Origin of the sequence: Leisingera sp. M658 (assembly GCF_025144145.1) — a bacterium.
In the GTDB taxonomy this organism is placed as follows: Bacteria; Pseudomonadota; Alphaproteobacteria; order Rhodobacterales; family Rhodobacteraceae; genus Leisingera.
Genome location: NZ_CP083546.1, coordinates 91,391 through 114,356, shown reverse-complemented (window position 1 = coordinate 114,356; position 22,966 = coordinate 91,391). Strand labels below are relative to the sequence as shown.

21 protein-coding genes, 3 pseudogenes and 1 riboswitch are annotated in these 22,966 nt (G+C 58.9%); of the genes and pseudogenes, 13 read left to right on the top strand and 11 right to left on the bottom strand.

Features of this window, described 5'->3' with window-relative positions; all coding sequences use genetic code 11:
• The first annotated feature begins 9 nt into the window (after nt 1-9).
• The 5 genes from K3724_RS00575 to maiA all read left to right on the top strand — a co-directional run bounded on the left by K3724_RS00575 (nt 10) and on the right by maiA (nt 4,173).
• Nucleotides 10-960: an MBL fold metallo-hydrolase gene (locus K3724_RS00575; RefSeq protein WP_259989104.1), complete on the top strand. Its 951-nt coding sequence runs from the start codon at nt 10-12 to the stop codon at nt 958-960.
• 149 nt (nt 961-1,109) lie between these two features.
• Nucleotides 1,110-2,720, top strand: coding sequence for an FAD-dependent oxidoreductase (locus K3724_RS00570; protein ID WP_259989102.1), 1,611 nt, complete (start codon nt 1,110-1,112; stop codon nt 2,718-2,720).
• A 5-nt stretch (nt 2,721-2,725) separates the two neighbouring features.
• On the top strand, nt 2,726-2,941 hold the full coding sequence (locus K3724_RS00565) for a DUF2783 domain-containing protein (protein ID WP_129369267.1): 216 nt from the start codon (nt 2,726-2,728) through the stop codon (nt 2,939-2,941).
• A complete protein-coding gene (locus K3724_RS00560; RefSeq protein WP_259989099.1) occupies nt 2,938-3,480 on the top strand; it encodes a VOC family protein in 543 nt (180 codons plus the stop codon). The genes K3724_RS00565 and K3724_RS00560 overlap by 4 nt, the downstream gene beginning before the upstream one ends.
• Nucleotides 3,481-3,540: 60 nt before the next feature.
• On the top strand, nt 3,541-4,173 hold the full coding sequence (maiA, locus tag K3724_RS00555; RefSeq protein WP_259989097.1) for a maleylacetoacetate isomerase: 633 nt from the start codon (nt 3,541-3,543) through the stop codon (nt 4,171-4,173).
• A 206-nt stretch (nt 4,174-4,379) separates the two neighbouring features.
• On the opposite strand, the gene K3724_RS00550 is transcribed toward maiA, so the two are convergent.
• The 7 genes and pseudogenes from K3724_RS00550 to K3724_RS00520 all read right to left on the bottom strand — a co-directional run bounded on the left by K3724_RS00550 (nt 4,380) and on the right by K3724_RS00520 (nt 10,980).
• A complete protein-coding gene (locus K3724_RS00550; RefSeq protein WP_259989095.1) occupies nt 4,380-5,804 on the bottom strand; it encodes an aminotransferase class V-fold PLP-dependent enzyme in 1,425 nt (474 codons plus the stop codon).
• A 119-nt stretch (nt 5,805-5,923) separates the two neighbouring features.
• Nucleotides 5,924-6,574, bottom strand: coding sequence for an energy-coupling factor ABC transporter ATP-binding protein (locus tag K3724_RS00545; RefSeq protein WP_259989093.1), 651 nt, complete (start codon nt 6,572-6,574; stop codon nt 5,924-5,926).
• Nucleotides 6,561-7,349 carry a cobalt ECF transporter T component CbiQ gene (gene cbiQ / locus K3724_RS00540; RefSeq protein WP_259989091.1) on the bottom strand — a complete coding sequence of 263 codons (789 nt, stop codon included), beginning with the start codon at nt 7,347-7,349 and terminating at the stop codon, nt 6,561-6,563. Before cbiQ ends, K3724_RS00545 begins: the two co-directional genes overlap by 14 nt.
• Nucleotides 7,346-7,939, bottom strand: coding sequence for a cobalt ABC transporter permease (locus K3724_RS00535; RefSeq protein WP_259989089.1), 594 nt, complete (start codon nt 7,937-7,939; stop codon nt 7,346-7,348). The genes cbiQ and K3724_RS00535 overlap by 4 nt, the downstream gene beginning before the upstream one ends.
• Nucleotides 7,936-8,553: a cobalt transporter CbiM gene (gene cbiM / locus K3724_RS00530; RefSeq protein ID WP_134830866.1), complete on the bottom strand. Its 618-nt coding sequence runs from the start codon at nt 8,551-8,553 to the stop codon at nt 7,936-7,938. The genes K3724_RS00535 and cbiM overlap by 4 nt, the downstream gene beginning before the upstream one ends.
• Before the next feature lie 10 nt (nt 8,554-8,563).
• Nucleotides 8,564-9,349, bottom strand: coding sequence for a DUF4198 domain-containing protein (locus K3724_RS00525; RefSeq protein ID WP_259989086.1), 786 nt, complete (start codon nt 9,347-9,349; stop codon nt 8,564-8,566).
• Between the two features lie 140 nt (nt 9,350-9,489).
• A riboswitch (cobalamin riboswitch) is annotated at nt 9,490-9,705 on the bottom strand.
• A gap of 110 nt (nt 9,706-9,815) precedes the next feature.
• Nucleotides 9,816-10,980: pseudogene (locus tag K3724_RS00520) on the bottom strand (IS3 family transposase).
• Nucleotides 10,981-11,247: 267 nt separating this feature from the next.
• On the opposite strand from K3724_RS00520, the gene K3724_RS00515 reads away from it, so the two are divergent.
• A complete protein-coding gene (locus K3724_RS00515; protein WP_259989084.1) occupies nt 11,248-11,790 on the top strand; it encodes a TetR/AcrR family transcriptional regulator in 543 nt (180 codons plus the stop codon).
• A gap of 179 nt (nt 11,791-11,969) precedes the next feature.
• On the opposite strand, the gene K3724_RS00510 is transcribed toward K3724_RS00515, so the two are convergent.
• Complete coding sequence (locus tag K3724_RS00510; RefSeq protein ID WP_259989082.1) at nt 11,970-12,488, bottom strand: MarR family winged helix-turn-helix transcriptional regulator; 519 nt, start codon at nt 12,486-12,488, stop codon at nt 11,970-11,972.
• Between the two features lie 80 nt (nt 12,489-12,568).
• Here K3724_RS00510 and K3724_RS00505 point away from each other — a divergent pair, with 80 nt between their 5' ends.
• Complete coding sequence (locus K3724_RS00505; RefSeq protein ID WP_259989080.1) at nt 12,569-13,558, top strand: alpha/beta fold hydrolase; 990 nt, start codon at nt 12,569-12,571, stop codon at nt 13,556-13,558.
• A 164-nt stretch (nt 13,559-13,722) separates the two neighbouring features.
• On the top strand, nt 13,723-15,114 hold the full coding sequence (locus K3724_RS00500; RefSeq protein WP_259989077.1) for an aminotransferase class V-fold PLP-dependent enzyme: 1,392 nt from the start codon (nt 13,723-13,725) through the stop codon (nt 15,112-15,114).
• A gap of 350 nt (nt 15,115-15,464) precedes the next feature.
• Here the strand turns inward: K3724_RS00500 and K3724_RS23785 are convergent, their stop codons facing one another.
• Nucleotides 15,465-16,304, bottom strand: a complete 840-nt coding sequence (locus tag K3724_RS23785) for a metallopeptidase family protein (protein ID WP_311200193.1) — start codon at nt 16,302-16,304, stop codon at nt 15,465-15,467.
• A 459-nt stretch (nt 16,305-16,763) separates the two neighbouring features.
• Here K3724_RS23785 and K3724_RS00485 point away from each other — a divergent pair, with 459 nt between their 5' ends.
• On the top strand, nt 16,764-17,324 hold the full coding sequence (locus K3724_RS00485) for a hypothetical protein (protein WP_259992727.1): 561 nt from the start codon (nt 16,764-16,766) through the stop codon (nt 17,322-17,324).
• Nucleotides 17,325-17,647: 323 nt separating this feature from the next.
• On the opposite strand, the gene K3724_RS00480 is transcribed toward K3724_RS00485, so the two are convergent.
• The gene (locus tag K3724_RS00480) at nt 17,648-18,082 is read right to left on the bottom strand and encodes an Lrp/AsnC family transcriptional regulator (protein WP_259989076.1); all 435 of its coding nucleotides are present in this window, start codon (nt 18,080-18,082) and stop codon (nt 17,648-17,650) included.
• A 205-nt stretch (nt 18,083-18,287) separates the two neighbouring features.
• Between K3724_RS00480 and K3724_RS00475 the strand changes: the two genes are divergently transcribed.
• Nucleotides 18,288-18,725 carry a universal stress protein gene (locus K3724_RS00475; RefSeq protein WP_259989074.1) on the top strand — a complete coding sequence of 146 codons (438 nt, stop codon included), beginning with the start codon at nt 18,288-18,290 and terminating at the stop codon, nt 18,723-18,725.
• A gap of 10 nt (nt 18,726-18,735) precedes the next feature.
• On the top strand, nt 18,736-20,283 hold the full coding sequence (locus K3724_RS00470) for a sodium:alanine symporter family protein (protein WP_259989072.1): 1,548 nt from the start codon (nt 18,736-18,738) through the stop codon (nt 20,281-20,283).
• 186 nt (nt 20,284-20,469) lie between these two features.
• Here K3724_RS00470 and K3724_RS00465 read toward each other — a convergent pair.
• Nucleotides 20,470-20,691, bottom strand: a pseudogene (locus K3724_RS00465) (transposase zinc-binding domain-containing protein); the annotation flags it as partial.
• On the opposite strand from K3724_RS00465, the pseudogene K3724_RS00460 reads away from it, so the two are divergent.
• Nucleotides 20,689-21,344: pseudogene (locus tag K3724_RS00460) on the top strand (integrase core domain-containing protein); the annotation flags it as partial. The pseudogenes K3724_RS00465 and K3724_RS00460 overlap by 3 nt on opposite strands.
• 586 nt (nt 21,345-21,930) lie before the next feature.
• Complete coding sequence (locus tag K3724_RS00455; protein ID WP_259989070.1) at nt 21,931-22,893, top strand: LysR family transcriptional regulator; 963 nt, start codon at nt 21,931-21,933, stop codon at nt 22,891-22,893.
• Nucleotides 22,894-22,966: the final 73 nt, after the last annotated feature.

Below are 22,966 nucleotides of genomic sequence, written 5' to 3'. Positions count from 1 at the left end.
AAGACCACCATGGCCAAGGCTTTTGCGTCCCAAGGGGACATGACCGAAAAGAAAATCACCTTTGATGAGATCGGAGAAGGCCTTTATGCCTTCACCGCCGAGGGAGATCCTAACTCCGGTGTGATCATCGGCGACGACAGCGTGATGATTATTGAGGCACAGGCCACTCCGCGGCTGGCGAACAAGGTGATCGAATGCGTTCGGTCAGTGACCGACAAGCCGATTACCCATGTGGCACTGACCCATTATCACGCGGTGCGTGTCCTTGGCGCCTCGGCGTTTGGCGCGCAACAAGTCATCATGGGCGACGCGGCCCGTGCCATGGTGGTGGAACGCGGCCAGGAGGACTGGGACAGCGAGTTCCAGCGCTTTCCCCGGCTGTTCGAAGGCCATGAGAGCATTCCCGGTCTGACCTGGCCAACCACGACTTTTTCCGACGATATGACCGTGTATCTCGGCAACCGCCGGGTGGATCTTATGCATTTGGGCCGGGCCCATACTGCAGGCGACATCGTGATCCATGTGCCGGACCAGAACGTGATGTTCACCGGTGACATCGTGGAGTACCACTCCGCCTGCTATTGCGGCGATGGGCATTTCAGCGATTGGGGCGATACGCTCGACAATATTGCAGCCTTTGATGTGGATGCCATCGCACCAGGCCGCGGCGACGCGCTGGTGGGCAAGGACATGGTGAATGCCGCCATCGAGAACACCCGCGACTTCGTCGAAAGCACCTACCGCCCCGCCGCCAAGGTAGCCGCCCGCAACGGCACCCTGAAAGAGGCCTGGGACGCCGTGCGTGCCGAGTGCGACCCGAAGTTCTCGGACTATGCGATCTACGAGCATTGCCTGCCCTTCAACGTCGCCCGCGCCTATGACGAGGCCCGCGGCATCGACACCCCGCGCATCTGGACCGCCCAGCGCGATCTGGAGATGTGGGAGGCCCTGCAGGGCTGAGCCCCGGCCAGGAATTGCAACCGGGGCGGTTTGATCCAGATCGTATCGCCCCGGCAGAACCTGTGAGACGCTAGACCATCCTCCCGGCCTGCCACGCCGGGAAGCGGTAAAGCTGTGCCTGACGGCACCCGAATTAGGGAGGAGACCTGATGAACAAGATCTTTGAAGTCCCGTTGTACCCCTATGCGCGCCACGCGGATCAGGACGCCCCTGCCCCCGTGCGCCGCAAGGTGGTGGTGATCGGGGCAGGACCCATCGGCCTGGCTGCCGCCATAGACCTGGCCCAGCAGGGCACCGAAGTGGTGGTTCTGGATGACAACGACAAGGTGAGCTTCGGCTCCCGCGCGATCTGCTTTGCCAAGCGGCCCCTGGAGATCCTCGACCGGTTGGGCTGCGGCCAGCCGATGGTGGACAAGGGCGTGCAGTGGAATGCCGGCAAGGTGTTCTTTGACGAACGTCAGGTCTATGACTTCAATCTGCTGCCGGAGGAAGGCCACAAACGCCCCGCCTTCATCAATCTGCAGCAGTATTACTTTGAGGAATACCTGGTGAACCGGGTTCGCGAACTGCAGCAGCAGGGCGCACCGATCGAAATCCGCGGCCGCAACAAGGTTTCGGCCATCGGCACCCATCCCAGCCATGTGACATTGGAAATCGACACGCCCGAAGGCTCCTATAACCTGGAGGCCGATTGGCTGATCGCCTGCGACGGCGCAGGCTCTCCGACCCGGCGGATGCTGGGGCTGGATTTCATCGGCCGGGTGTTCGAGGACAACTTCCTGATCGCCGATGTAATTATGGAGGCGGATTTTCCGACCGAACGCTGGTTCTGGTTCGACCCGCCCTTCAACAAAGGACAGTCGGCGCTTTTGCACAAGCAACCGGAAGGTGTCTGGCGGATTGATCTGCAATTGGGCTGGGATATCGACAAGGAGCGCGAGAAACGCCCGGAAAACGTGATCCCGCGCCTTAAGGCGATGCTGGGGGAGGACGTGGCGTTCGAGCTGGAGTGGGTGTCGATCTACACCTTCCAATGCCGCCGGATGGAGCAGTTCCGCCATGGCCGGGTGCTGTTTGCCGGCGATGCCGCGCATCAGGTCTCGCCCTTTGGTGCCCGCGGCGCCAACTCCGGCGTTCAGGATACCGATAACCTGTGCTGGAAGCTGCAAATGGTGATCGACGGCACCGCGCCGGAAAGCCTGCTGGACAGCTATGACACCGAGCGGGTTCACGGTGCGGATGAAAACATCCTGAACTCTTCGCGCTCCACCGATTTCATCACGCCCAAGTCCGAGATGAGCCGGGTGCTGCGTGACGCGGTTCTGGACCTGTCCGAACAGTTTGAATTCGCCCGCCCGCTGGTGAATTCGGGCCGCCTGTCGGTGCCTTGCACCTATGACGGCTCGCCGCTGAATTCGGCAGATGCACTGGACGGACCTGAGCGCACCCGCCCAGGCTCCTCCTGCCCCGACGTGCCGCTGGGCGACGGTTTCCTGCTGGACAAGCTGGGAGATAAATTCGTGCTGCTAACCATCGACGCTGACGCCCCGGATGTGATCGAGGAAGAAGGTATTGAGGTCACCCGGCTGGCACTGTCCATCAAGGATGACAAGACGCTGGCGCTGAAGGAACGGTATCTGGGCAAGCATGACAGCGGTGTTTACCTGATCCGCCCGGACCAGCATGTTGCTGCCCGCCGCCCCGGCTTTGACGAAAACCAGTTCCGGCACGCAATCCGCCGGGCCATCGGCAAGGAGTGATCAAGATGACCGAAGACCAATTGATCCTGACCGCCAACCTCGAGCGCGCCGACGATTTCTATGCAGATCTCCTGACCGCGCATGAGGGCCTCAGCAAAGCCGAAAGCGATGCGCTGAATGCGCGTCTGGTGCTGGTGCTGGCAAATCACATTGGAAAACGCGCGATCCTGAAACAGGCGCTGGCCGCGGCCGCGCTGAAACCTGGGGAGGACACCGCTTGAAAATCGAACAGATCCACCACGTCGCCTACCGCTGCAAGGACGCCAAACAGACGGTAGAGTGGTACAACAAGATGCTGAACATGGACTTCGTGCTCGCGATTGCCGAGGACCATGTTCCATCGACGCATGAACCCGACCCCTACATGCATATCTTCATGGATGCAGGTAACGGCAATGTCCTGGCCTTCTTTGAACTGCCGACCAAGCCAGAGATGGACCGCGACCGCAACACGCCTGTCTGGGTGCAGCACATCGCCTTTAAGGTGAAAGACCGCGAGACCCTGATCCAGTTCAAGGACCATCTGGAGGCCAACGGTGTCGAAGTGCTGGGTGTCACCGATCACTCGATCTTCCACTCGATCTACTTCTTCGACCCGAACGGCCACCGGGTGGAACTGGCCTGTCCGGATCCCGAGGAAGAGGCGCTGCTGCAGAAGCTGGACTCGGTGAAATGGGAAATGCTGGAAGAATGGTCCAAGACCAAGAAGGCCCCCAAGCATGCCGAATGGCTGCACGCCAAGGAATTGCACAAGACCTGAGTATGGCCAAACCAATTAGGGCAGCCCATCGGGCTGCCTCCTTAGCACCGGAGGACGCCAATGGGCAGCACGCTTCTTTATGACTACTGGCGCTCATCGGCCAGCTACCGGCTGCGCATCGCGCTGAACCTGGGTGGAATCGAATACACCTCGGTGCCGGTTGATCTGGTTAAGGGCGAGCACAAGAGCCCGGAGCACCTGGCCCGCAACCCGCAGGGCTTTGTGCCGGTGCTTGAGATCGACGGGTTGCGTCTGACCCAATCACTGGGGATTCTGGATTACCTGGACGAAACCCGGAACCTCGGCCTATTGCCCATAGACCCAGGCCTGCGTGCCAGGGCACGGGCGTTGGCCCATTCGGTTGCGGTGGATGTGCATCCAGTCTGTAACTTGCAAGTGGCCAGACACGCGACCCAACTCAGCAGCGGTGCGGCGGACATGCCCAAGGCCTGGATGCAGCATTTTATTCGACCTGGCCTGCAAGCGTTTGAGGCATTACTTGCCGACTTCAGTCAGTCGCCCTTTTGCATTGGAAAGGTACCGGGGCTCGCCGATATCTGCCTGATGCCGCAGCTTTACAATGCACGCCGCTGGGAAGTGGACTTTGCGAACCTGCCACGGATCTGCGCCGTGGAAACAGCCTGCGCGGCGCACCCTGCTTTTGCCGCGGCGCACCCGGATCAGCTATGCTGACCAGTCACTCCGCACGTTGCATCGGCATAAATATGCAATAGACCGAGGCGTTGGCGGGAGTCTGCGTGCGCCGGGGCCGCAGGCAGGAAAGGCGCACATCGGGTGCAGCATTTCATACTAAGCAATGTTCCCGCCAAGCTAGCCGGTTTTCACTGCACCTGCCGCTTGCGTAAACTGGAGGGGCTTCAGACTGCGTTTCAAGCCATTCAGAGAACATCGGCGACACAGCAGCGATGAGCATCAATTATTTCAGCTGAAAGAAGGTCAGCATCTTCTTCCTGCATGCCGTATCCAATGACAGAAGCTCGAATGATCTTGCGGCCCGCCCATTCGCCGTGTGTCGGGTAAACTCTGCCATTTTCTTGAACACGCCGCAGGACCTGCATGGTGAGCTTGCCGTCATCTGTCCCGTCGCCGCAGCAAATCGCAACCTGGTTGCTGTGGATCCGGTTCAGGACTGTTAAGCCGGGCTCGTTAGACACCGTTCGGGCAATCCGCTCCGCGAGGCGGCAATGGTGCGCCACAAGTTCGCGAACACCCGCCCGGCCGAGATGCCGCAGTATCGCATAGCTAGGGACACCTCTTGCCCGCCGGGATAACTCGGGCGTTGAATCACTTGGTTCCCAATGCTCAGTGGTCTCAGGCAGATAGGCGCCACGGGCAGACATCGACGCAACGAGCGGCGCACGGTCGCGTACTATAACCATGCCAGCATCAAAAGGAGCGTTAAGCCACTTGTGCAGGTCGATTGCCCAGCTGTCCGCTTCGCCGACCCCCTCCAGCCGATTTGCAAGCTCGGGCACTGCAGCGAGCCAGAGTCCGAACGCTCCATCGACATGAACCCAGCCCTTCTTCTCGCGCACCATTGGGATCAATTCGTCAAACGGATCGAAGGCGCCGGTGTTTATTTGACCTGCTTGCAGGATCACAAGCGGCGGTTTGCTGCACCGGTTAATTGCTGCCCGAAAGGCGCCCGGCTTAATCCTCCCTTCGCTGTCGGCAGCTACAGTTTGTGTGCGGCTTGCTCCAAACCCGGCGTAGCGCAGGGCTGCAAATGGCGCAGAATGTGCGTCTTGTCCGATCAGAACCGGAATCTCCGGTGCCCCGAAAAGCCCATCAGCTTCGACATCCCAACCCTGAGCGGCCAGCAGCGCATGGCGTGCCGCCATAATGCCAACCATGTTTGCGACTGTACCGCCGGTCACCAGTCCGGCTCCGCTTTCGGCAGGCAGCGACAGCAGTTCAATAACCCAGTTGCAGACGGCGCGCTCCATCCCCGTGATTGCTGGTGTCTCAAAGGATGAACCCGCGTTCTGCCCCCAGGCTGACACTAAAAAATCAGCAGCTACACCGACGGGATGCGACGCACCAAGGACATAGCCGAAGAAGGTCGGGGCTGCCATTTTGTGCAGCCCGCCGTCAGCCTGCTGCACGATATCTTCAATAACCTTACTCTCCGGCACCCCTGTTTCAGCAAGAGGAGACAGAAAGCGGTTTGCAGCTTCGCCAAGTTCCAAGCTAGGGCGGGCCAGCCCCTGAGGCAGATCCTCGCGAAAAGCCTTCGCCGCTCTGTAGGCTGATTCTAAAGCTCCCGCTTGCCCATCACTCAAGCCACGCCGAACACGTTCCATCTCACATATCCCTCCTACTTTTTAACAACACGTCGAAAAGTAGCACAGATTACGAGTTACGCTGAGCGACCAATGCCTTCTTGGCAACGCGGTCGATCGTGTTCGATTAGCCGCACGTCCTAAGTCCGTATAAGCTCGCGGCCCTTCAAGCGATATCCTCCAGGAGCAATCTGTTTACGGAATTCCTGGTCATGGCTGACCAGAAGGATTGCTTGATCAAGCCCTTTCAGGATCCCGGCCAGCCGCGCGTAGTTGTCCGGGTCCAGTGCGTTGGTCGGCTCATCCAGAATAAGCACCGCCGGCTCCATCGCCAGTACGGTGGCCAGTGTCACCAGCCTCTTCTCGCCGCCCGACAGTTTGTGGGTCACCCGGTCGCGCAGATGCATCAGCTCCAGGCGGGTCAGCACGCTGTCAACAATTGCCAAGGCATCCTGTTTGGATTTACCCAGGTTGAGCGGACCAAAGGCCACATCCTCGGCCACGGTCGGGCAGAACAGCTGGTCGTCGGCGTCTTGAAACACAAAGCCCACGCGGCGGCGCATCTCGTGAAAATCCGCTTCCGCCATGCAAGGCTTGCCAAAGGCGGTGACGGTGCCGCTGGCAGGAACAAGCAGCCCCATGATGATTTTCAGCAATGTCGATTTTCCGGCGCCGTTGGGCCCGGCAATCGACAGCCGTTCACCAGCGTTGAGCCGCATCGAGGCGCCTTCCAGCACCGGATCAAGCCCAGGGTAGGCAAAGTGGATATTGTTCAAATCAATAAGCGGCATAGGCGGCCTCCGCCCAGATCAGGGCAGCAAGTGCGGCGGACAGCGCCGCGGCAAACAGCAGGTCGGACCGGCTGAAACGAAAATCCTCCAGCAGGATGATGCGGCCGGAGAACCCCCGGCATTTCATCGCCGCCAGAATGCGCTCCGACCGTTCGATGGAGCGCACCAGCATCATGCCAACCAGATAGCCGTAACTGCGGTAGGTGTGCCAGTTGGTGCCGGGGCGGAAGCCGCGCAGCTTCATCGAGGTGCGCAGGCGCTGGTATTCCTCGCGCAGAACGTCGATGTAACGGATGGTGAACATCATCAGATGCACCAGCCGCTCCGGGGTCTTGAGGGCAAAGAGCGCGTGGCCCATGGTTACCGGCTCCATCGAACCCACCAGTGTCATAACCGCAAGGATCACCGCATTGGCGGTAAGGGCAATCTCGGTTGCACGCCACAGGCCTTCCCAACTGGCCTCCAGCCCCCAAATGGACAGGGCCGGGGTTCCGGGCACGGTAAAGGGCAGCAGCACCAGCATGAAGATGATGAAACTGTCCATCATCGCCATCCGTTTCAGCGTTTGCCGGGGCGGCAGGCCAGAGAAGGCCAGCAGCCACATCGACAGGCCAAGAGCGGCCGCCAGAACCCAAAGATTGCTGAGCGAGACAACCACCACCGCATAGGCGGCCGTCATCATGATGCGCATCCGCGGGTCAAGTGCTGTGACCTTGGCGCGAAAGGTGCCGAACCCGCCGAGCGGTTTTTCCTCGCTCGTCAGAACATAGGTCATGCGCTGCTGCCGATCTTGCGGCGTGCAGCGATGTAAAAGCCAAGCCCGAACAGGCCGCAGATATAGCCGATACCGCCAAGCACGGACTGAAAGTCCGACTTATTCTTGAACGCTGTCAGCTCCTGGCGGAGCGGGCGCAGTTCATTACGCAACATGGTGGCAAGCTCGGAGCGGGTTTGATCGGAGAGGCCCGCGGACCCTGCCGCCGCCGGCGCTGCAGAGATGTCCATGGCAGCAGCCGCAGAATTTGCTGCAGCGCCCGGGCTTTGCCCGATGATCTGCGCGACTTCCGCACCGTCCATCATCATCTCGGCCACGTGGCCAGCCCCCAGATCGCCACGGAAGATATGTGTCACAGGCTCCGACGGGGTGAACAGGAAAAAGCCGTCACCGTCGGTTCTGGACTCTCCCAGCTTGCTGCCGGCCACGTCAAAGATCTCAATCAGCAGGTCCGCGGCCATGTCACCGTTGGAAAAGCCCACTTCGCCCTCAATGTCGGAACCGGACGGAAAAACAGCTGAGATAACATTGTGTGCCATCACCGGGAGCGGCGCCAGCAGCGCAAGGATCAGAATGCAGGAGCGGATCATGCAAGGCTTCCTTTTGTGTCGAAAAACAGCTCGGGCTTCACACGCCGCGCCAGGAAAATGGCAGCGCCGGACAAAAGCGCTTCGATGATCACCACCGGAATATGGGAAAAGAACACCAGTTTCGCGGCCAGGATGAACTCATCGCCGGACAGCATCAGCGATACCGCCACGGCCAGAGTTGTGGCAGCAATGGCCGCGCCGCCGCCGATTCCGCCCCAGATGGCACCCTGCAGAGGCGAGCCGCGGGCCACCAGCGGGCGGAATATCAGCCCGACCAGAACTGCAGGCAGGGCGATGTTCACGGCGTTCACGCCCAGCACGGTCAGCCCGCCGAAGCCAAAGAACACCGCCTGCAGCAGCAGTCCGACAAACAGGGCCGGAAAGGCCGCCCAGCCCAGGACCAGCCCCGCAAGCCCGTTCAGGATCAGGTGAACCGAACTCGGCCCGATCGGGACATGGATCAGGGAGGCCACAAAGAAACTGGCAGAAAGAACCCCCGCCGCCGGAATACGTTCCAGCGGCAGGCTCCGCAGCCCCATGGCGATACCGCCGACGGCGGCAACCGCGCCGCCGATCACAACCGGATTCGACAGTGCGCCGTCTACGATATGCATGGTGCTATTCTCACTTCAGCTCTTCAGCGTGGATCCACAACACAGCGTCCTGGCTAAGCTCCTTGCCGTCATGCTCAGTCGCCGGGCCGGAGCCGAGGGCGGCAAATCCCCAGTGGCCCGCTTTCGGAATGCCAAAGGAAAAGACGCCATTCTGGTCTGCGATCGCAACGATGGCGCCGCCGGACATCGGCTGAACCGTCGGGTTGGTTGTGGAAAAAGCCGCAAGGTCCGGCTCTGATGCCATGAACTCAACCTCGATTTCGGCGCCCGGAACCGGCTTGCCATCCGCCAGCACCTGACCCGAGAAGGTAGAGCCAACAATGACGTTATAGGGCTTGTTCAGCGGCAGGATCTCGGTTTCCAGGCCCACTGGCTGATCCCAATCGGTGGGCAGGGTGTTGCGGTTCAGCACGACTTTGGAAATCTGCTGAATATAGATGTCTTCGCTTTCCTCATAATAGGGCGCGGGCACAGTCACCACCACATAGTCGCCCGAGCGCTTGACCGGAACCGACGCCCTGTAGGCGGCGGCTTCGTTCTCCGCGCCCTTGAATGTGGCCGGTTCCAAGCGGTCCGAAAGATCAACCTTTTCGCCCTTGTGAACCATAAAAAATTCTTCAGGTTTGCCCATGTCCATCACATGGCCGTTTTCCAGCGGGTGCCAGAACACCAGCCCCATCGGCACATCGCCGGGCTTCCCGATCAGCACGTTTTCAGTGTAGTTCAGCTGGAAATGCGCCGATGCGGTGACCGGCAGGGATACGGCCAGAGCTGCGGCCAGATATTTCAGTTTCATTTCGTCCTCATTCGACGACACAGGCGCACCTGCAATCAGGAATGAACAACGGGGATAGTGGCACGGAAAAGCCTGAACGGCAGCCGCGCCAGACGCGCACCCCGGCGTCCGGTGGAAAAGGGCAGACACTCCGCTAGCGAAGTCTTTGTCCTGTGTCCGGCAGGTCTCCTGACTCGCGGGTCTTGGTTCGGCTGGCCTTCCCGGGAAAGATCCCAGTGGCATGTTCAGCGTCACTCACCGCTCACAGTTGCGGGGGCAGTCACGGATTTGGTCCCTTATGGGTACGCCGCACCGTGTTCCCTATTTCTTCCGCTGCGCATTGAAACACTCGCGGAACCGGTCACACTGGCTGAATGGCAAAACCATTTTACTGAGTCAAGCTTCCCGTCTTCTGTTCAGTTGCCGAATGAGTACTACCTTGCGGTGCTCCACTGATCAGCCCCACTTGAATGGTCCAGTTTGCTTGTTAGTGCATGACTTGCCTTGGGTCCATCTGGACGATGGTTTCCGGCGCCGGTGGGCGATAGCCCAGAGCACTATGTGGGCGTTTGGTGTTGTCGTGTTTCCTCCATTCTTCGATGAGGATTTGCGCCTCGCGCAGGCTGTAGAAGATTTCGCCGTTCAAGAACTCGTCCCTGAACCGTGCGTTGAAGCTCTCGCAATATCCGTTCTCCCATGGAGACCCTGGTTCGATGTATGCGGTCTTCGCGCCAACAGCCTTGATCCAGTTCTGGACGGCCTGAGCAACAAACTCCGGACTGTTGTCTGAACGAATGAACGACGGCACCCCGCGCAGAATGAACAGGCCGCTCAGGACATTGATGACGGTGCCTGAGTTCAGCTTGCGATCCACACGGATGGCAAGACACTCCCGACTGTACGCGTCGATGATGTTCAGTGTCCGGAAGGCTTTTCCATCGTCAGTGCGGCAATGCACGAAGTCATATGACCAGACATGGCTGCGCCGTTGTGGCCGAAGACGCGCACACGATCCATCGTTCAGCCAGAGCCGTCCCTTTTTCGGCTGTTTCATTGGTACTTTCAGCCCCTCTCGCCGCCACAGCCTTTCGACCCGCTTGTCATTCACATGCCAGCCAGCGTCCCTCAGCAAAGCCGCAATCCGACGATAGCCATATCGACCGTATTGTCCCGCCTGCTCGATCATGCCGGCAGCCAATCGTTCTTCATCAGCGCGGCCTACTGGCACTTTGCGCTGCGTGGATCGATGCTGTCTCAGAACCCGGCATGCCCGGCGCTCCGGGATGTGCAGTTCAGCACGAACGCGATCAATGCAAGCGCGGCGGCGAGCGGGGCTTAGAAGTTTCCCTTCGCAGCTTCCGCCAAAATCAACTTGTCCAGCGTCAAGTCAGACACCGCCTTTCTCAGCCGTTCATTTTCCTTCTGAAGACGCTTCAGTTCTTTCAGCTGGTCCGTGCCCATTCCACCGTACCCTCAGCATCACGCTTGAACCAATGGCGCTGCGATGCTTCGATCTTCCAGCGATAAGACGTCTGTTCAGTCACACCAATCTGACGGATCGCATCCAGACGCGGCATACCTTGCCCAGTCAGAACCTCAACTTGCCGTAACTTCGTGACAATCTCCTCGGGCTTTGGCCGTTTGTTGGCCATGGTATTCCGCCGTTTTCCTAAACATAGCGGAGGACCACTTCAGTGGGGGAAGACCAGACTTGGCGTGCTCCTTGGGATAAATATGTAGCTCTTACTTAGATCGAGTACTGCCAACATGGTGTAAGATTCTCTTACTTCACGGAGCTGATGGAGTAGAAATTGGCAGCCGTCGCAACCGCTCAAGGAAACCCGATGACTTAGCCGCAATCCAAGAAGAAATTCCATCACGGTGATCTCAAGACCGCCCTGATCGATGCAACCATTGAAATGATCAGGGAAAGGCGGGTTGAGGACGTAAGCGTTGCCGATGCCGCCCGCGCCGACCAAGTTTCAAGCGGCGCGTCCTACCGGCACTTCAAGGACCGCGATGAATTGCTGGCAAATGTCGCCGCCGAAGGCTTCCGGAGATTTTCCAAAGCCAAGATTGACGCCTTTGCCAAACATCCAAAGTATTCGGTTGAAAGCCTGATTGCTGGCGGCTGCGCCTATGCTGAGTTTGGCGCAGACAATCCCGAACTGTTTCACCTCATGTGGGCGGCGGCTCGCAACCGGGACAACATCAATGTAGCGCGCGTGGCCAGCAGCGCAACATACAACACCTTTATTGATGAGCTGACGGGCATCATGAAGGCGCAGGGCCTCGGCCATCTGGACCCGCATGAATTCGGAACGCCTTTGTGGGCAATGGTGCATGGTTTTGCCAGTTTGCTGATCGGCAAACCTGCAAATCTAGACAGCGGCCGCCAAGCGCTCAGAAGCCGCATAGCAGACGCCACCTGGGCTTACGTCCGAGGCTATCAGACCGGTTAGAACCCTGGCTGCAGCCCGCTACTGGCTTTCTGCACAGACTAGTTCTGGATTACGTAAGACCGAACCGGTTTCTCCGCCGGCAGGTATCTGATCCGGCAAATTGGGCTGCCACGCTGGATTAACGAGGGCAATCCCCCTCGACGTTCGCGCGACAAAGCCTGGCACTATTGCCAGGCGCTTCAGTCCGCCCCGCTTACAGGCACCAGTATCGGGCAATTTGTGCAGGCGCGGCTGTCGCACAGCCGGCAGGTCCGCAGCTTGTGCGTGTCGTCACCGGCAGCAGCTTGCAGCAGTTTTTCCAGCAGCCGGGCCAGGTCCTTTTGTTCGTCAGCGGACAGGCTGCCGGTCACTGCCTCCAGTGCGGCCAGCCGCTCTCGCAATATGTTCTCCCGCGCGGCTTGGCCAGCTTCTGTGAGATAAAGCGCAATGCTGCGCTTGTCGTGCTCCGCCGCCTGTCGTCTGACAAGGCCGTCCTCGGCCAGCCTGTCGATCAGGCGCACCGTGCCCGTATGGGTGAGATCCAAAAGCCGGCTCAGTGCGTCGTTCGACAAACCTGGCTGGTGACCCAGCGCGCAAAGCGCCGCAGGCCCTTCTCCGGAGCGGTGGAACTGCCTCGCCAGAACCGTCCTCAGTTCATCATGCAGGCAGAGCACCGCCGCCCCCAGTAAATTCGCAGTCCGCCGTGAATCATCCGTCATACGAGGAATATGTGCCTCACACACTTGAATTGGAAGAGGCCATTTACATATGTGACTCACACATATAATGGAGAAGCCCAATGACCGTTGACCTTCAGACCAGTGAACCGGCATCGCAGCAATCCGCGCCAGGCCACGATCCGCACCTGATCGCGGTCCCTGCCGAAGAGACCTTTGAGGGAACCTGGCCGTTTCAAGCCCGTTACAGTTCCGCCGCCGGCTATCCGATGCACTATGTCGATGAGGGCAGCGGCCCGGAAACGCTGCTGCTGCTGCATGGCGAACCGACCTGGAGCTACCTCTACCGTTCTCAGATTGCTGAATGGTCCCGTGGTGCCCGTGTGATTGCCCTTGACCATATGGGATTTGGCAAAAGCGCCACCCCGCAAGACCGCAGTTATTGGCTGCAGGACCATATAGACAATGCGGAACGCTTTGTTTTGGAGCAGAATCTCAGGGATGTGACCCTTGTCATGCACGACTTCGGCGGGCCGGTTGGCATGGGCGTAGCCATCCGGCACCCGGACCGGATCAAACGGATCGTTTCGGTCAACGGCCCGACGCCCCTGGGGCAACCTGATCTTTTGGACCGCTTGATTGCCAATGCCGACGCTGCACCCTGGTTCCAGTGGATCATGCAGGCCGAGGAAAACGGCACCCTGGAAGCGGTGCTCGGCCAGCTTGACTACAACATCCTGTCGACCCTCAAGCTGAATGGATTTGTCCGCAATGAGCTGATCACCGATACTTGGCTGAATGCCTACCGGGCGCCGTTTCCCACGCCTGAATTTGCTGCGGGCGCAATCGGCTGGGCCAAAGGCTTTGCTACCGGCAAACATGCGTTCGAAGAGGCGAGCGGCGCCGTAAAGTCCGAGCTGGCAAAGAAACCTGCTATCGCCATCTGGGGCGAAGCCGACAGGACGCTGCAGGCAGAACAGTTTCTGCCCCTGTTCCGGCAAGCGTTCCCCGGCGGCCAGGTCAAGACCTTGCCCGAAACCGGCCACTACAGCCCGGAAGACGCGCCGCAGCTAGTATCCGGACTGGTGTCTGAGTTTATTTCAGCCAGCTGAACGGCGGGCAGTTTCCCGGCATGGCTGTGCATCTGCGCCGCCCCTCGCGCGGATGCATGGGGCCAAGAACATGCGGGTGCAGCCCAGGCGCATTGCGCGCTGCAATGCTCGCTTCCCACTGGTCTGCTATCAACAAGGAAACCTTCTTGGACAAGGAGTTCAGAATGCAACGCAAGACGACAAAAGACCCGCAGGACGAGCTCCAGCTATTGCGCGATGCTGACGCCAGGGCCGCGCGCTACATTGCCCGCGTGGGGGAGATGCCAGTTTTTCCCGCCGCCGCCGCCCGGCAGCAGCTTGCACGCTTTGATGAGCCATTGCCGGACACCAGGAGGGATGCAACCGAAACGCTGGCGCTGCTGGACGAGGCCGGCTCCCCGGCGACAACTGTTTCAAACGGTCCCCGGTACTTTGGCTTTGTAATCGGCGCAACGCTGCCGGTCGCCGCCGCCGCGCAACGCCTGGCGTCGGCCTGGGATCAATGCGCCTCCTCGCAAATGAACTCGCCGGTGGCGGACAAGATCGAGAAAGTCGCGGCGCGTTGGCTGCTGGAGATCCTGGACCTGCCCCGCGAAAGCGGCGTGGCGTTTGGCACCTCGGCAACCGCAAGTACGATTGTCTGCCTCAGCGTCGCGCGGCGCGAACTTCTGAAGAAGGAGGGATGGGACTTTGATGCCATGGGGTTGCTGGGCGCGCCGGAAATCAAGGTTGTAGTTTCAGAGCTGGCCCATATCACGGTTCTCAAAGCCCTCAGAATTCTGGGCTTCGGCCAGGCCCGGCTGATCAAAGCACCGGTCGACAGCGCCGGCCGCATTGACCCGGCCCGGCTTCCTGCACTGGATGGGCAGACCATTCTGTGCCTGCAGGCCGGCGAGGTGAATACCGGCAGCTTTGATCCCTTCCTGCCGCTTATCGAAAAAGCGAAACAGGCCGGCGCATGGGTGCATGTCGACGGGGCCTTTGGCCTGTGGGCGCGCGCGGCGCCAGCCAAGCGCGGGCTGACCAACGGCATAGAGGGCGCGGACAGCTGGACCACTGACGGCCACAAATGGCTCAACACCCCGTATGACGGCGCTGCCGGCATCTGCCGCGACCGGGACGCGATGGCGGCCGCCATGAACAGCGACGCAGTTTATTCCACCGCGTCCACTGGGAGTCAGAAAAATCTGGGCATCGAATTCTCCCGGAGCGCGCGCGGCGTGCCGATCTGGGCAGTGCTGCGCACGCTTGGCCGCGCCGGTGTCGCCGAGCTGGTCGAGCGGCACTGCAGCATGGCTGCCCGTATCGCCAAAACTCTGCCCGGTCTTGGATTTGAGCTGCTGTGCGAGCCCGCGTTGAACCAGATCCTGTTCCGCTATGGCACTGAGGCGCAGACCAGAGAGCTTCAGCAGTTGGTAGAGCGCTCCGGGAAAGCGTGGTTCGGCGGCACCGTCTGGAACGGCAAACCGGCCCTGCGAATCAGCGTATCGTCCTGGCGCACAAGCGATCTAGATATCGATATACTGCTGAACTCGCTGCAGGCGGCCCGGGACAGTTTGGACCGCAAAAGCCAGTGAAGCTGCAAAATGCCAGCTGATGCTATGGAGATGAAGCCCCGCAAGCTTCCTGCGCCGGTCCTGAATTGATGCCAATCCCGTCTCTGTCGCTGACTGCTGTTGCCTGCAACCGTCCTGATCACTGAGATCGGGACACGATGAAAGGCAAATTTCCTTTTCAGGCTGCGGCAGCTGGCTGTTTGGCGTTCTGATTTCCAACGAAGCACTGCCGGCAGCTTGTGTTGCGGCTAGGATGCTTGCGCGCATTTGGTCAGAGGCGGGTCGTTGACGCTTTTTCTATTGTTTCGGGGCTAAAGGCTGTGAACGGTCAACCGCATGCATTGCAACTCTCCCGGGAAGGAAACAACGGCTCAGACCCACCATTGGTCGATGGCTGCGATCTCCTCGTCAGCCCATCCAAAATGATGTGCAAATTCGTGAATAACAACATGCGCGATCAACTCGTTCAGCTCGACATTGCCGCGATCTCGCCATTCAGCCAGGATAGGCTGACGGAAGAGCCAGACAACATCCGGAGGCGGCGCCATACGTGCCCGAAACTTACGAACGAAGGTTCGCTCGCTCATGCCAGCCTGGATCGCCAGATCCTCGACGCGCAACTGGCGATTCAAGTTGCTCAAGACCCAGTCGACTAAGTTTGAAAATCTTCTCGCCGACACCATTTGTGCGGACAAGACATCACTGAACTGGCTCTGATTGCCAGGCCTAGGGGCGTAGACGACAAGCACCTTGGCCACCCGTGCCTTGATGTCGGGACCGTGGTCTTCTTCGACAATTGCCAGAGCCATGTCGATTCCGCTGGTCACGCCTGCAGAAGTCCAGAGGTTGCCGTCATTGACGTATATTGATCCGCTGTCGACTTCTGCGTCCTCATACAGGTCCGCAAGCACATCCACAGCCATACAATGGGTCGCCACATGCTTCTTACCGATTATCCCTGCGCTTCCGAGAAGGAATGCACCCGTACACACCGACCCAACCCGCGCGACGCTCTCCGAATCCTTGCGCAGCCAGCTCATGAGGACTTCATTTCCACAGGCAGCTGCAATCACATCCTCGACACCGCCGACGGCGAGAACTGTGCCATGCATTGCCGGCGTCACGACAGCACAGCTAGCCGTGTTCACTTCAAAGCCGGACCAGGATCGGACGAGCCCGCCATCGGGCGGCACGGTGACAGCCTCGTACACATTCTTTTCAAGCTGACCGTCGACGGCTCAAGCAGAATTTTGTCGGCCTTTGTCATGGCTGCCAACCTTCAATCTTTCTGGCACGGGTTCCATACCGGCCAACTGGCCGTCCCTCACAAGGAGCTACAGCAATGGAACTTCTGCATCCGCGGCTCAAATATCTTCTTTCCACTGCCTACCTGTATGGCGCCTGAGTGCATGTGGCCAGTATGACGGGAATGAAAGGGTTCAGTTGGTCGGCGGCACCGCTGAAGTGGCAAAGCCTGGACGTTTCCTATCTGATCCTCGACTAGGCCGTGGCGGCAGGCATCTGCTTGCTTCCCAGGATCGGCCTCGCCGCATTCGCAATTGCCGCAATCAGCCAGATCATCCTCTACAGCATGTTCCGCACATGGATACTTGACGTCCCGGCTGAGTTCCTGCCCTCGCCGGAGCAGGCCGGACAACCTCCGCACGCTCATGCAGGATTGCCAGGAGGACCAGTTCCAGCTCCAGTTGGTCTCACTTGTGGCAGCAATCTCTCTGACTGCCGAACGCCACCGCTCTTACCCCGTTCTCCATTACTTTCATTCAATGGATCCACATGCGTCGCTGGCGCCGGCAATCGCCAAGATCGCAATCTTTCTTCAGCGCCACCGCCAAGGCGCACAAGAGGTTGACCCGGCAGTCGCAAGACCGCTGAACCGGGCCATTCTGAACCTCCTTGAAGCGCTTGGCCGGATGGGGCTGACGCGCTATGCAAACGATGAGCGGGGGATAGACGAGGAAGTGTTTTCAGAAATCGTAATCGACCCGCTGGCCAGCTCTCCGAACGACCGAGAACCGTCTGAAGCATGGCTGAAGGCCTACGTTAAATACGACGGGTGGGCCTGGGAAAAGTTCTTCCACACCCTCAAGCACCTGAGCGGCTCGCACCGTGCATGCGATGCAAATGACGAATCCCTCCTCGCCGCAACCGTCCAGATACTCCGGAAACCGGCCAAGATACTCTCCGCACCGCAGCAGTTGCGCAAAGCCTAACAGAGAAGGCGTGCGTGCTCTGTCAAATCGCCAAAATGCTGCGCGTGCGAGCAGGTGTTTCTCCACTGGATCAGCCCAAACTCGACCTTCGCATCAGGCGCAGTGACTGCTCTGCTGCGAGTGCGAAGCACTTGGCTGATTTTTCTAAAAGCAGCAATCCAGCAGGAGGTGGCGGCCCCGGTTGCGGCAAGGGTTTCCGGTTGCGGCAAGGGTTTTCCGCCAGGAAACGCCAAGGAACATTGCCGCGAGTTCCAACTTTCTGGATTGCGTTTTGCTGAGCTTGGCAGCCCAGCCGTGCCGAACTCCGCCCCCTCCACCACAGATCACTTTACAACTTCAATAACTGTATAGGAATTGGTCTGGTGGATGTTCGGCAGCCTGTTGATTTTGTCCCCCAGAACCTGGCGGAAATGCGAGATGTCCCGGGTGCGGATTGTCAGAAGATAGTCAAATGAACCGGCGATCATCAGGCAGCTTTCAATTTCAGGAACTAAGGCCGCAGCCGCGTTAAACGCATCAAGCGAATTATCACCGCCAGTTGCCGCAAGTGAAACCTGCACAACGGTCAAATGGCCCAGTCCCTGCTTTTCCTTGTTTAAAACTGCCCGGTAGCCGCTGATGTACCCGGATTTCTCCAGGCGCTTGACCCTGTCTGAACAGGGGGTATTGGTCAGGTTCACCCGCTGAGACAACTCGACAATCGAAAGTCTCCCGTCAGATTCCAGTTCTTCCAGGATCCGATTGTCAATTTTGTCCAAATCCCTACTCATCAGTGATATTTCCTGTTCTTCGGCTGGTTTCAGGCAATATTTCCTGCACAAACGCTGACAACATGCCCAATTACTAGTGATTATCACTGATACTGATCCCGGGGATCAAGGACGTTAATCATTTGCATCCCGCCTGCCTCAATCCGGGAGCAACCGCTCTCCAAGTCAAAAAACACTGCACACGGAGGAAAAAATGACTGTCAAAATCGTCATAGGGCTTGACGGGACAGATACCGGTGAACGCGCACTCGCCTTTGCAAAGGACTTGGCGTCGAAAATCGACGCTTGTGAGCTGCTTGCCGTCTATGTCATCGAATGGTCGCCATTTACGTTTCAGACCCCCGAAGAAAACGCTCAGCGCCACAAACGGCGCGAGGAGGAGATCAAACTGGCCAACAGCCGGATTGTCGAACCTGCTGTCACCGCGCTGGAAGAAGCCGGGTTCAAGGCAACCGGTCTGGTGCGGCACGGCGATGTGGCAGAGACCCTGAACAAGATCACAGTCGAAAACGGCGGGTCGCAGATCATCGTTGGCCGGGTCTCTTCGGACGGATTTGCCAAACGCATTTTCGGCAGCTCGACGCAGAACCTCGTGATGCACGCCGATGTGCCTGTCACGGTTGTAGGATAGGGGCAAGATCATGAAAATGACCAAACTCTGGCTGGCCGCAGCCGCGGCCTTCGCGTCCACCCCGCTTTCCGCCCAGGAGGCGATGGGTATTGACGAAAAGGTCAATCAGGTCTTTGCGGATCTGACCGGCCCCTTTGTAGGGCTGATATTTGCACCGTTTCCAGGCACCAGCTTTCCCTGGATTGTAATGTGGCTGGTCATCGCTGCCAGCATCTTCACCCTGTATTTCGGCTTTGTTCAGTTCCGCTTCTTCAAACATTCTGTCCAGCTGGTCAAAGGCGACTTCTCTGACCCCAATGATGCGGGCGAAGTGAGCCATTTCCAGGCGCTTGCCACCGCTCTTTCCGGCACGGTCGGCCTTGGCAACATTGCAGGGGTCGCGGTTGCCGTTGGAATCGGCGGGCCTGGTGCGACGTTCTGGATGATCCTTGCAGGCCTTCTGGGCATGGCATCGAAGTTCACCGAGTGCACCCTAGGTGTGAAGTACCGTAACGAATATTCCGACGGGACCGTTTCCGGCGGACCAATGTACTATATCTCCAAGGGGTTCAAAGAACTTGGCCTGCCGGGCGGGCGGTTCTTGGCGGTCATGTTCTCGGTCTTCTGCATCCTTGGTGCACTCGGCGGCGGCAATATGTTCCAAGCGAACCAGGCACATGCCCAGATATCCGGCATTGTCGGAGACTATCCGGGCTGGATCACCGGACTCGTTTTTGCTGGCATTGTCTTTGCCGTGATCATTGGCGGCATCAAATCCATTGCGAATGTCACAGAAAAGGTCGTGCCCTTTATGGGGATCCTCTATGTCGGCGCCGCACTGGTCATTCTGGTGGTGAACTATGACAAGATCGGCTGGGCTTTCGGCCAGATTTTTGACGGCGCCTTCACCGGTCTTGGCGTGGCAGGCGGCATGGTTGGCGCGCTGATCCAGGGCTTCAAACGGGCGGCCTTTTCAAACGAGGCTGGTGTCGGTTCGGCAGCGATTGCCCACTCTGCGGTAAAAACCAAGGAACCGATCACCGAAGGCTTTGTGTCCCTGCTCGAGCCGCTGATTGATACGGTTGTCATCTGCACCATGACGGCGCTGGTGATCGTCATCTCGCAGCAGCTGCTTATCGACCCGGCGACGGGCAACTACATGCTGAATGAAGCGGGCACAGCCATTGCAACTGTCGATGGCAACTCTGGTGTTGCGCTGACCTCCGCCGCTTTTGCCTCCGGCATCAGCTGGTTCCCCTATGTCCTGGCTGTCGCAGTTGTGCTCTTCGCCTTCTCGACGATGATTTCCTGGAGCTACTACGGGCTGAAGGCTTGGACCTACTTGTTTGGCGAAAGCAAGCTGGCAGAGCTGACCTTCAAGATCATCTTCTGCATCTTCATTGTGATTGGTGCAGCAGCAAGCCTGGGTCCGGTCATCGACTTCTCTGATGCAGCGATTTTTGCCATGGCTGTGGTCAACATCTTCTGCCTCTATTTCCTGATGAAACTGGTGAAAAAGGAACTCTTTTCCTATACCGACCGCCTGAAAAGCGGCGAGCTGAAGAAATTCACTTCCTAAGCCCTGAACTCCGGCGCAATCCAATTGCGCCGGAGTTTTTCCTGAAGCCCCTGGCTTACGTCCACTCTGCCGGGCGGTTGATTTCTCGACGGCCGGACTGCCTCCCGATCCCGCGGCCTGGCCTTTGAAGGCTAGATTAGTTTCTTTAGATGCAGATTGCTAACCCAGTGGCCGCATCGGGCTGCCTGCCGCGATCGTCATCACTGTTTCTGCGCTCGCCTTGAACAGAAGCCCACAGACTTCCTTCTTGTTCCAATAGGTGATCTGAGCGATCTCGGCAGGCATCGTGAAGACCACGTGGAAATTTTTCACCGGCAACAGATCCTCCGCGCGGGCGTCCATCCAATCGCGTGCCGCCGGTCACTGGCATTTGGGGCAGTGGCGGTTCTTGCAGCTGTTATAGGCAAGCGGGTTTACCGGATCTGCCACGAACTGGAGCTGAACCTGCGGAGTGAGCCATTGAGGCGCCATTGGTTCAAGCCCAATGGCGAACGCCGCGCAAGCGTCTGAAGCGGGAAAAGCCGGACGAACTGGCTGTGCCTGAGGTCCCGAATGAGGTCTGGTCGATCCCTGCCCGGCAGGCGATGCCAGCATCGCCGATAGGGGACTTCATGGCCGACAGGCTGGGGGATGGACGGCAATTCCGGCTGCAGAACGTTCTGGACGGCTTCAACCGCGAAGGACTGGGCATTGAGATCGGCTTCTCACTGCCTGCGGAACGGGTTGTTCGAGCCCTGAACCAGATCATCGAATGGCGTGGTGCCCCTAGGGCAATTCGAGTCGACAACGGCCCGGAATACGTCAGCGGCACCCTCATGGAACGGGCCGGGAACCGGGGCATTGCCTTGGCATACATCCAGCCCGGAGAGCCTCAGCAGAACGCCTATGTCGAGCGCTGCAACCGGACGGTCCGGCACGAATGGCTGGATTTATACATTTTCGAAAGCATTGAGGAGGTCCAGCAGATTGCCACCGAGTGGCTCTGGTCCTACAACCATGAACGCCCCAACATGGGCAACGGCGGGATGACGCCCGCACAGAAACGGAAGATGGCCGCGTAAATTCTACGACCATGCCCCCGCAAAAACGGGGGGATTATCACAGGACGGAACCGGCCATCAGCGAAATGGGCTAAACCCTTGAACTTCAGCAGGCTCATTCGCGGGGCGGTCGTTCGTGTCCAGTGAGCCGGCCTCCGGGCCGGAAGCGGCGAAATTGGGTGAAGAGCCCATAGCGGACCTGTCAAAATTGTGCTGCAGAAGCAAAGTGGAAGAATTTTCTGTGCTGGCATGGAAAGCCGGTCTGCGGTGCAGCGGAGATCTCGGCCATTCATTCAAGGTGCAGCGGAGTTGAAACCGTGAAACTACACAATGCAAAGGACCAGTTCAGGTAGGGAGGCTCAAGCCGTGAACTTGGCCTTCGCTTGAGCTGTAAGACTTGATGACCCAAACTTGCTGTTCGCTTAAACGCTGACCGCCCCTTGCGCTTATGTCGCTGGGCGTAAAACGGCGTTGACTACAGACGTCAATTAGATTGGTTTTTCTACGGCGGGGCGTGTAATTTGAACGATCGCAACACTGGCAGGATGCTCAGCCGCAGGCGTTTTGTCCCATTCAGTGGCTGGCTGGCAAGTAATAGGTTCCAGGGATGAAGACAAAAATCGCCCGCAACCTGTCTCTCAAACACTTTCGCGCCTTTGTTGCGGTGGCTCGGTGCGGTTCGTTCAGTCGGGCCGCGCAAAATCTGGCGGTGTCGCAGCCGGCACTTACGCTGAGTATTCAGCAGTTTGAGGAAATTATTGGCGTGTCCCTGCTGAAGCGGACCACCCGGTCGGTTGAGCTGACCGCGCAGGGGCAGGAACTGCTGCCGAAGGCAGAGAAGATTCTGAACGATATCGAAGCCTCAGTCCTGTCAGTAAGGACCAGCGCGCAGGATCAGTTCAATCAGGTGCGGGTGGCGGTGCTGCCTTCGGCGGCGGTGCGGATTTTACCACCAGCGATGCGCGGCTTTGCGGCAGAGATGCCGCAGGCAAAGATCCACTTGCAGGACGACAACGCGCGCGGAGTGGAGGCGCAGGTGCTGGAAGGACGTGCCGATTTCGGGGTATCGAGCAGCTGGTCTGATGATCCCAGGCTGACCTATCTGCCGTTTCTGCGCGATCAGGTTGGGCTGATCTGCCGCAACACCCAGGAACTTGCGCGCCGCACTGAGCCGCTGAGCTGGGATTGCCTCGATGGTTTGCCGTTTGCCGGTATGGCCAAGGATACCGGGGTCAGCCGTCTGACCAAGGCGGGTGAAGGGCTGCCGGCCTCTGTAACCAGCCCCGATTTCACAGTGCTGACGATGGCGGCGCTGGCCGGACTGGTTGAAAGCGGCGAAGCGGTGTCTGCGGTGCCCGCGCTGGCGGCACCGGATTACCTTAACCCGGCATTGGTCTACCGCAGCCTGTCGGCGCCAACTCTGTACAGGGAGCTTCAGCTGGTGGTGGCAAAAGACCGCCCGCTGTCCTCTGTGGCTCAGAGCTTTCTGGAGTATCTGCAGGGACAGGCACGGCAGATTTCCGCGCGGTTTCCGAACCGGACTGTTGAGGCATCAGTTACCGAGGGCTGATTTATTTGCCTGACTTATAAGTCTTTCGATTCTTCAAATTTTACTTGGCTTCCCTTCCCGGCCAAAGCTGTCT